The 7,326-nt window shown below is 71.1% G+C and carries 7 protein-coding genes; 3 read left to right on the top strand and 4 right to left on the bottom strand.

Translation table 11 applies throughout. From position 1 onward, the window contains the following. Both ACHFGS_RS13560 and ACHFGS_RS13555 read left to right on the top strand, forming a co-directional pair. On the top strand, positions 1-1,242 hold a 1,242-nt coding region (locus tag ACHFGS_RS13560; RefSeq protein WP_394289554.1), incomplete at its 5' end, for a CDP-glycerol glycerophosphotransferase family protein. After that, a complete protein-coding gene (locus ACHFGS_RS13555) occupies positions 1,239-2,675 on the top strand; it encodes a CDP-glycerol glycerophosphotransferase family protein (protein ID WP_394280296.1) in 1,437 nt (478 codons plus the stop codon). The genes ACHFGS_RS13560 and ACHFGS_RS13555, both read left to right, overlap by 4 nt. A 31-nt stretch (positions 2,676-2,706) precedes the next feature. Here the strand turns inward: ACHFGS_RS13555 and ACHFGS_RS13550 are convergent, their stop codons facing one another. Then, positions 2,707-3,723 (bottom strand): glycosyltransferase family 2 protein, encoded by a 1,017-nt coding sequence (locus tag ACHFGS_RS13550; RefSeq protein ID WP_394289555.1) that lies wholly within the window; start codon positions 3,721-3,723, stop codon positions 2,707-2,709. Between the two features lie 158 nt (positions 3,724-3,881). Here ACHFGS_RS13550 and ACHFGS_RS13545 point away from each other — a divergent pair, with 158 nt between their 5' ends. Further along, positions 3,882-5,150: a hypothetical protein gene (locus ACHFGS_RS13545; protein WP_394279688.1), complete on the top strand. Its 1,269-nt coding sequence runs from the start codon at positions 3,882-3,884 to the stop codon at positions 5,148-5,150. Positions 5,151-5,153: 3 nt separating this feature from the next. Here the strand turns inward: ACHFGS_RS13545 and ACHFGS_RS13540 are convergent, their stop codons facing one another. The 3 genes from ACHFGS_RS13540 to ACHFGS_RS13530 form a co-directional block, all read right to left on the bottom strand. Further along, positions 5,154-5,375: an SCO4848 family membrane protein gene (locus ACHFGS_RS13540; RefSeq protein WP_394279689.1), complete on the bottom strand. Its 222-nt coding sequence runs from the start codon at positions 5,373-5,375 to the stop codon at positions 5,154-5,156. A gap of 34 nt (positions 5,376-5,409) precedes the next feature. Next, the gene (locus ACHFGS_RS13535) at positions 5,410-6,243 is read right to left on the bottom strand and encodes a hypothetical protein (RefSeq protein ID WP_394279690.1); all 834 of its coding nucleotides are present in this window, start codon (positions 6,241-6,243) and stop codon (positions 5,410-5,412) included. A 76-nt stretch (positions 6,244-6,319) separates the two neighbouring features. After that, positions 6,320-7,012, bottom strand: coding sequence for an NTP transferase domain-containing protein (locus ACHFGS_RS13530; RefSeq protein ID WP_394279691.1), 693 nt, complete (start codon positions 7,010-7,012; stop codon positions 6,320-6,322). Positions 7,013-7,326 lie beyond the last annotated feature (314 nt).

The raw sequence follows: 7,326 nt of genomic DNA, 5'->3' as shown, positions 1-7,326 counted from the left end.
ACCTGCGGGGTGGGGTCGTTCTCGTTCGGGTCGGGCAATGCCGCCCAGTTGGTCCGGCTCCCGCTGCACCTGCTGGGCTCTCTCGCGACACGTCTCATCCCGCGCTCGCCTCGCCGCTGGGTCTTCGGCTGCGCGATCGGCGTCGGCGAAGGGGCGCTCGCGCTCTGGCGTCACGCGGATGCCGCCGGTCACCGGACCGTATGGCTCGTGGCATCCGATCGAGAAGCAGCCGACGCCGCCGCGCTGGGCATCCGCCCCGTCCCCAAGGCGACGCTCCGCGGCTTCTGGGAGACCGCCCGGGCGCGGGTCGTCGTCGTCACCCACGGCGCCGGCGATGTGAACCGCTACGCTACGGCCGGGGCCTTCCTCGTGCAGCTGTGGCACGGCATCCCGCTCAAGCGCATCGGCCTGGACTCACCGGTCACCGCGCGGGCGCCGCGCGGGATTCCCGGCCTCGGACGGTTCCTCACGTTCGCCTACCGTCGCACCCAGAGTCGCATCCGCCTCCTCCCGGCGGCGTCGCACCTCGTCCGCGGACGTCTCGAGTCGGCCTTCGGGCTGGCGGACTCCCGGGTCCCGGTCACCGGGGAGCCGCGCACGGACGTCCTCCTCGTCGGTGAGCCCGCCGCCCGCCGCGAGCGCGCACGAGCCCTCATCGAGGACGTCGTCGGCGACCTCGGCGAGCGCCCGGTGGTGCTCTATGCGCCCACGTGGCGCGACGGCGAAGCCGACTCAGGCGTCCCCACGGCGGGCGAATGGGCGGGCATCCTCGCGGCTCTCGAGCGCGCCGACGCGGTCCTGCTGATCCGGTCCCACCCGCTCGGAGCGGGCGACTACACCCCGCCCGGCGGCACCGACCGAGTCCGATCGCTCGGGGCCGATCTGCTCGCCGAAGCGACCCCCATCCTGCCCGGGATCGACCTCCTCGTCACGGACTACTCGTCCCTCGTCTTCGACACCGCTCTCATCCCGGTGCCGGTCGTGTTCTTCGCCCCCGACGAGGCGGACTACTCCCGCACGCGCGGGTTCTACGGCGCGTACCGCGACGTCGCAACGGACGTGGCGACCCAGTGGGAGGACGTGTGCGCGCAGATCGTCACCGTGCTCACGGATGCCGCAGAGGCCGAGCGTCGCCGGGATCGCGCCCGGGCTCTGAGTGCGCGCGTCCACGCCTTCCGCGATGGACGGAGCGCCGAGCGCGTGTATGGTGCGATCGTCGCCGCCAACGGGGGGAAGCCATGATCCGCGCCGAACTGAGCGCCGGAGAAGCGCCCGCGCTGCACCTCGACGGAGACGGGCCCGCACCGGCTGCCGTGACCCTGCGCGGGCGCCGCGTGGAGCTGCCCGGCGAGGTGCACGCCGCGCGCCGCGGCTGGCGCGCAACCCTGCCGCTCACCGCGTCACTGTGGGCGGGTCCGCGACTTCCGATCCCGTCCGGCGAGTACACCGTGCTGCTCGACGGCGCGCCCGCCGAGATCGCCGACGTCCCGGTCGAGCGGACGGGAGAGCTGAACGTCGCCGTCGTCGACGGGCGGATCGTGGCATCCGCTCCGCTGACCCCGGAAGAAGCGTCGGGGGAGGGCCAGGCGGAGCTGGAGCGGCGGTACGCGACCGAGCAGGTCGCCGTTCGCGATGCGGTGTTCTTCGAGAGCTTCTACGGCCGGACCGCGGGGTGCAACCCGCGCGCCCTCGACGCCGAGATCGCACGGGTCTCTCCGAGCACCGTGCGGTACTGGAGCGTCGTCGACCGCTCGGTGGCCGTCCCCGACGGGGCCGTCCCGATCGTCGAGGGAAGCGCCGCCTGGTGGCAGGCTCGCGCGGAGTCGCGTTTGCTGGTCGTCAACGACTGGTTGCGGCGACGGTTCGTCCGCCGTCCCGGCCAGCGCGTGCTGCAGACGTGGCATGGAACGCCGCTGAAGCGGCTGGCACTGCACCGCCCGGGTTTCGATCCGCGCCGAGCTGTCGCGGTCATCAAGGAGAGTCGCCGCTGGGACGTGCTGCTCGCTCAGAACCCCTACGCCGCCGGCATCCTCACCAAGGCCTACGCGTTCTTCCGGAAGCCGGTCTGGATCGAGGGCTACCCCCGCAACGATGTCCTCCGAACGGGGGATGCCGCGGCGATCCGCGACGTGCTCGGCATCGCCCCGGGGGAGCGGGCGCTCCTCTACGCACCGACGTGGCGGGACGACCGCGAGCAGATGGTCGATTTCCTCGACCTCGAGAAGCTCGCCCGGGACGCGGATGCCGTCCTGCTCGTCCGCGGTCACTCGCGCACACTCATCCCGGGCAGCGACACGTCCGGAGCGCGGGTGATCGACGTCACCTCCTACCCGGACGTCTCCGAACTGCTGCTGGCCGCAGACGGCCTCATCACCGACTACTCCTCGGTCATGTTCGACTTCAGCGCGACCGGCAAGCCGATGTACTTCTTCGTGCCTGACCTGGAGCACTACCGGGGTCGACTGCGCGGGTTCTACTTCGACCTCGCCGAGCGGGCGCCGGGGCCCGTCGTGGACACGCAGGCAGCGCTCACCGAGAGCCTTCGAGATGTGGACGCCCCCGACCGGTTCGCCGCCCGGTACGAGTCCTGGCGCTCCCGCTTCACCGCGCGTGAGGACGGCCGGTCGGCCGAGCGGGTCGTCGCCCGCCTCCGCGACCAGGGCTTCCTCGGCTGACCACGCGTCGCCCCTGTCTCGTCAGATCTCGTCAGGGCAACGGCGTGTTGCGGTCCAGACGCGACGTGTCGACCGTGTCGCTCGCGCCCCGCAGCAGGCCGCCGATGAACCCGGTTCCCCACGAGAGGTGCATCGTGGGGATCACAGCCGCCAGCCATGCCTTCTCGCGGATGCCACCGGGGGAGATCACCGCGACCGCCAGCACCACCAGGGCGTAGAGGCCGAGCGGCGCGTACAGCACGGGCGCCCACGGGGCGAGCCACGCCGGCAGCACACCTGCGGCCTGCACGACGCCCGTGACGAGGGCCACGACGGTCGCCGCCACGAGCGCGGGCGGCGCGAAGAAGCGCAGTGAGTTCTGACGACCGAACCGCCGGACCAGTTCACCGCGCCACGTGCCGGTCGCGAAGAACTGCCGAGCGAGCGCCGGCCAGCTCTCCCGCGGCCAGTAGGTGACGGCCAGGGAAGGGTCGAACCACACGCGGTACCCCGCGGCGCGGATCCGGAGATTCAGCTCCCAGTCCTCGCCGCGGCGGATGCTCTCGTCGAACATCCCGACCTCTTCGAGCACGGCCCGGCGCATGACCCCGAGGTAGGCGGACTCCGCCTCCCCTTCCGTGGCGCCGCCGTGGTACGCGCCGCCACCGAGCCCGATGGGCGAGTTGTATGCGCGCGCGACGGCGCGCTGAAAGGGCGTGCGGCCGTCGGCGCGCATCACTCCGCCGACGTTTGCCGCCCCGACCCGGGCGAGGGTCGCGAGCGCGTCGCGCGTGTACGCGGCGTCGAGCTCGGAATGCGCGTCGACCCGGACGATCGTCGCGTAGCGCGCGGCGCGGATGGCGAGGTTCAAACCCACCGGGATGTCGGCCTGCGGATTCATCACGACGCGCACCCGGTCGTCGCCCTGGGCGAGGCGTTCGGCGAGCTCCGTCGTGCCGTCCCGCGAGGGTCCGAGGGCGAGGATCAGCTCGAGGGGTTCGTCGAGCTCCTGGGCGAGCACGGTGGTGACCGCTGTCTCGAGGTAGTCACGCTCGTTGAGGACGGGCATGACGAAGGTGACGCCCGGCGGCGCAGCAGGGGCGTCCTGCGGCGCCGGGTTCTCGTCGTGCACCCGTCGATCATGTCATGGGGGAACACGGCGCCGACGGCGTCGCGCGGGGGTGGCGCGAGGCGGGCGCTCAGGAGGGCGGGCCGTAAACTGGCGGGATGAGTGCCATCGCGGACGTGAAGAAGGTGCTCGCGCTGGTCGAGAAGGCGGCGAAGAACCGTGTCGCCGTACACGATGTGCGCAGGCGCCTCGCGTCGACCCCGCGGCATCCGGACCACCATTTCCGCGTCGCGGTCTACTTCGCCGACGGCGACCTCAACATCTACCAGGTCCGGCAGTGGTACAAGCCGCTGCAGAAGCTCGCCGAGACCTGGCCGGTGGTCGTCCTCAGCCGGAACCCCACCGGCGCCCGCGCACTGATCGAAGACGCCGGACTGCCGGTGGCCTTCGTCCCGATGGTGCGCGACCTCGAGTCGTACATCGCCTCGCAGGACATCCGCGTCGTCCTCTACGTCAACCAGAACACCCGCAACTTCCAGATGTTCCGGTACGGGCACCGCTGGCATGTCTTCATCAACCACGGCGAGTCCGACAAGATGTACATGACCACGAACCAGTTCAAGGCCTACGACTATGCGCTCATCGCGGGGGATGCCGCGCGTGCCCGACTCTCGAGGGTGCTGTGGCAGTACGACCTCGACGCCCGCACCATCGCCATCGGTCGGCCGCAGGCTGACCACTTCTCCGGCGCGGTGCCGTTCACCCCGGACGAGCGGACCGTCGTCCTCTACGCCCCCACGTGGGAGGGTGATCGCCCGTCCGCGCTGTACGGCTCGATCCGCAGCCACGGCGAGGACCTGGTGTCCGCGATCCTCGCGTCGCCGTCGCACCGCCTGATCTACCGTCCGCACCCGCGCTCGGGAGTCGTCGACCCGGAGTACGCTGCCGCGCACCGACGCATCCTCGCCGCGATCGCCGCGGCGAACGCCGCCGACCGTGACGCCCAGCACGTCTTCGACGACGGTCCCGAGCTCGGCTGGCAGCTGGCCGCGGCGGAGGTCGCCGTCGTGGACATCTCGGCGATGGTCTACGACCGCCTCGCGGCGGGCCTTCCCCTCCTGGTCACCCGACCCGTCGAACCGTCAGCGACCGTCGACACCGGCGGTTACCTGAGTGACGCCGAATGGCTCGACGCCGGCACCCCCGCGCAGCTGCTCGACGCGGTCGAGCGGGTCCGCACCGACCCGGCGTCCGTGGAGCGGCTGGAGCACTGGGTCCGGCACTACTTCGGCGACACCCGGCCCGGTGTCGCGTCCGCGCGCTTCCACGCCGCGATCGCACAGTTGATGGAGGAGTGGGATCGGTGGCACGCGGTCACCGAGGAGAGTGCCGACGACGTCGATGAGGCTGAGCTCGACGACGAGTGAGGCTCACGCCCCGTCGGTGAGGGCGATGATCGCGACGACGGCCGATACCGCCGCGATCAGCAGTGCCGTCCCGATGAGCACGGCGTGGACGATCAGGAACCTCGTCGGCGCGCCGCTGTCATCGCGTGCGCGCGGGTCACGGGACACCCGCCGGTAGAAGCTGGGCCACACCAGCGTGTTGAAGGCGGCGTTGACCAGCAGGAGCGCGATGAGGACGGGGGTCACCGTCCCAGCCTAGAAGCCGCCCGCGGGGGTTGCGTCAGGCGGGCTCGCCCGACTGATCTCCGCGCGTGTCTTTCCGTCCCTTGAGGCGGGGGAGTGAGCGGCGCGGGCCGGGCTGGGCGCGCAGATCCTCGGGGAGGACGAGTGGCGGCGGACCGAACGCGCGACGCGCGCCAACGACGACCTTCCGCCCCAGCAGATGGTTGCCGGTGCCGCCGACGACCGCTCCGACGCCGAACGGCAGCGCCTTCCCGAGCAGTGATGCGCCACCCTTCGCGGCGAAACGGTGCAGGAATGCGGTCTTCAACCGGTCGACGAGGGGGCCGACCGCGGCATGGGGAAGAGACGTGGTGACGAGATCGCCCCAATACTTGTCACGCGTCGGCCCGGAGCCGTTCACCTGACGCGCGAACTGGGACACCAGGTCGACGCCCTCCTTGCCCACCATCAGGGTGAGGACGAGCGCGCGGGCGCGGTCGGGATTCTCCATCCGGATGCCGTGGAGTTCAGCCAGGGACTGCGCGTACAGCGCGGTCGCCTCGAGGAAGCCGACGGTTTCGGCACCGCTGAGGGCGAGGGTCATGCCGGTCCCGACGCCGGGGACAACGGCGGTCGCCCCGACGGCGGCTCCTCCGGTGGTCACCGCGGCGAGGTACCGCCGCTCGAGGATGCGCGCGAGGTCAGCGGTGGACGCATCCGGGTGACGACGGTGGATGGCCCGCAGGTGGGCGAGCACGGCCGGCCGCTGCACCGCGAGCACGCGGTCGAGCATACGGATCATCCACGGGTGCTCCGGGGAGCCCTCCGGCGGCAACCCGCTGTCCCACGGGGCGTCGGCGGGGAGGGAGTGGATACGGTGGACGTCGCTCATCGTGCTCGAGGATAGATCGGGACGGCGCTGCGCGCCGGTCCCTTGACCGTTGCCCTGATCAGACGTAGGCGTGCGATCAGACGTAGAGGTTCGCGCGCTCGAGGTCTTCGGCGAAGTCGACCTCGACGGCGTACAGGTCGGAGATGTCGAGCGGCTGCACGCGAACGCCGTTCTCCGCGATCGCCAGCTCGATGCCGCGCTCGAAGTAGTCCTGATCGTCGACACGGCCGAGCTGGGCGATGAGAGCCGGCTTGTCGGCGCGCGAGACGTAGTTGATGCCGACGGCTTCACCCAGACCGCCGACGACGGTCTTGGAGAGTTCGGCGATGTGACCCGTGGCATCCACGGTGTACTTCACCTCTTCGTCGCTCACCTTCGACGTGTTCACCGTCACGAAGGACTGGTCGGCCTCGATGAGCGCAAGGGCGCGACCCAGCACGCGCGGGTCGAAGACGACGTCGCCGTTCATCCACAGGACGCCGCCCTTGCCGGTCGCCTTCAGCGCACGGAGGAGGCTCTTCGACGTGTTCGTCTGGTCGTAGCGGTCGTTGTAGACGTACGTCGCGTCAGGGAAGGCGTCGACGACGGTCTCGGCGCGGTAGCCGACGACGGTGGTGATCTTCGCGGCGGAGCCGAACGCGGCACGGATGTTGTCGTGCTGCTGACCCATGATGGTGCGACCGTCGTTCAGGGCCGTGAGGGGCTTGGGGAGGCTGCGTCCGAGGCGCGAGCCCATGCCGGCGGCGAGGATGACGATCTGGGTGGTCACGGTTTCTCTCCTGACGATGGGGTCACTGTCCGTTCATAAGATGGACACCTCTTCGTGCCAGCCACTCATGCTAGCGAGGGCACCTGGAAAGCCGCCGAGCGCGGCGCGTCCGTTGCGCATTCGTGACAATTGCCCCGGTCTGCGAAGGATCCCGACGCGACCCGGGGCGGCGGGGGACCCGCTTGCTAGGTTGGACGGGTGACAGCCCCGCAGCCCCGGTCGCAGCCGGACCCCGACGTGCCGATCGGAGTGTCTCCGCCGCCGCCGCCCGCGCTGTCTGCGGCCGAGGCGGCCGAGGCCGCTGCGGCCGAGTT

This window comes from Microbacterium sp., from assembly GCF_043427715.1.
In the GTDB taxonomy this organism is placed as follows: Bacteria; Actinomycetota; Actinomycetes; order Actinomycetales; family Microbacteriaceae; genus Microbacterium.
This window is presented reverse-complemented; position numbering and strand designations above follow the sequence as displayed.

Excerpts from the sequence above, each read along its gene's own strand:
- ACHFGS_RS13555 (WP_394280296.1), top strand. The coding sequence starts at position 1,239 with ATGATCCGCGCCGAACTGAGCGCCGGAGAAGCGCCCGCGCTGCACCTC.
- ACHFGS_RS13550 (WP_394289555.1), bottom strand. The coding sequence starts at position 3,723 with ATGCCCGTCCTCAACGAGCGTGACTACCTCGAGACAGCGGTCACCACC.
- ACHFGS_RS13545 (WP_394279688.1), top strand. The coding sequence starts at position 3,882 with ATGAGTGCCATCGCGGACGTGAAGAAGGTGCTCGCGCTGGTCGAGAAG.
- ACHFGS_RS13535 (WP_394279690.1), bottom strand. The coding sequence starts at position 6,243 with ATGAGCGACGTCCACCGTATCCACTCCCTCCCCGCCGACGCCCCGTGG.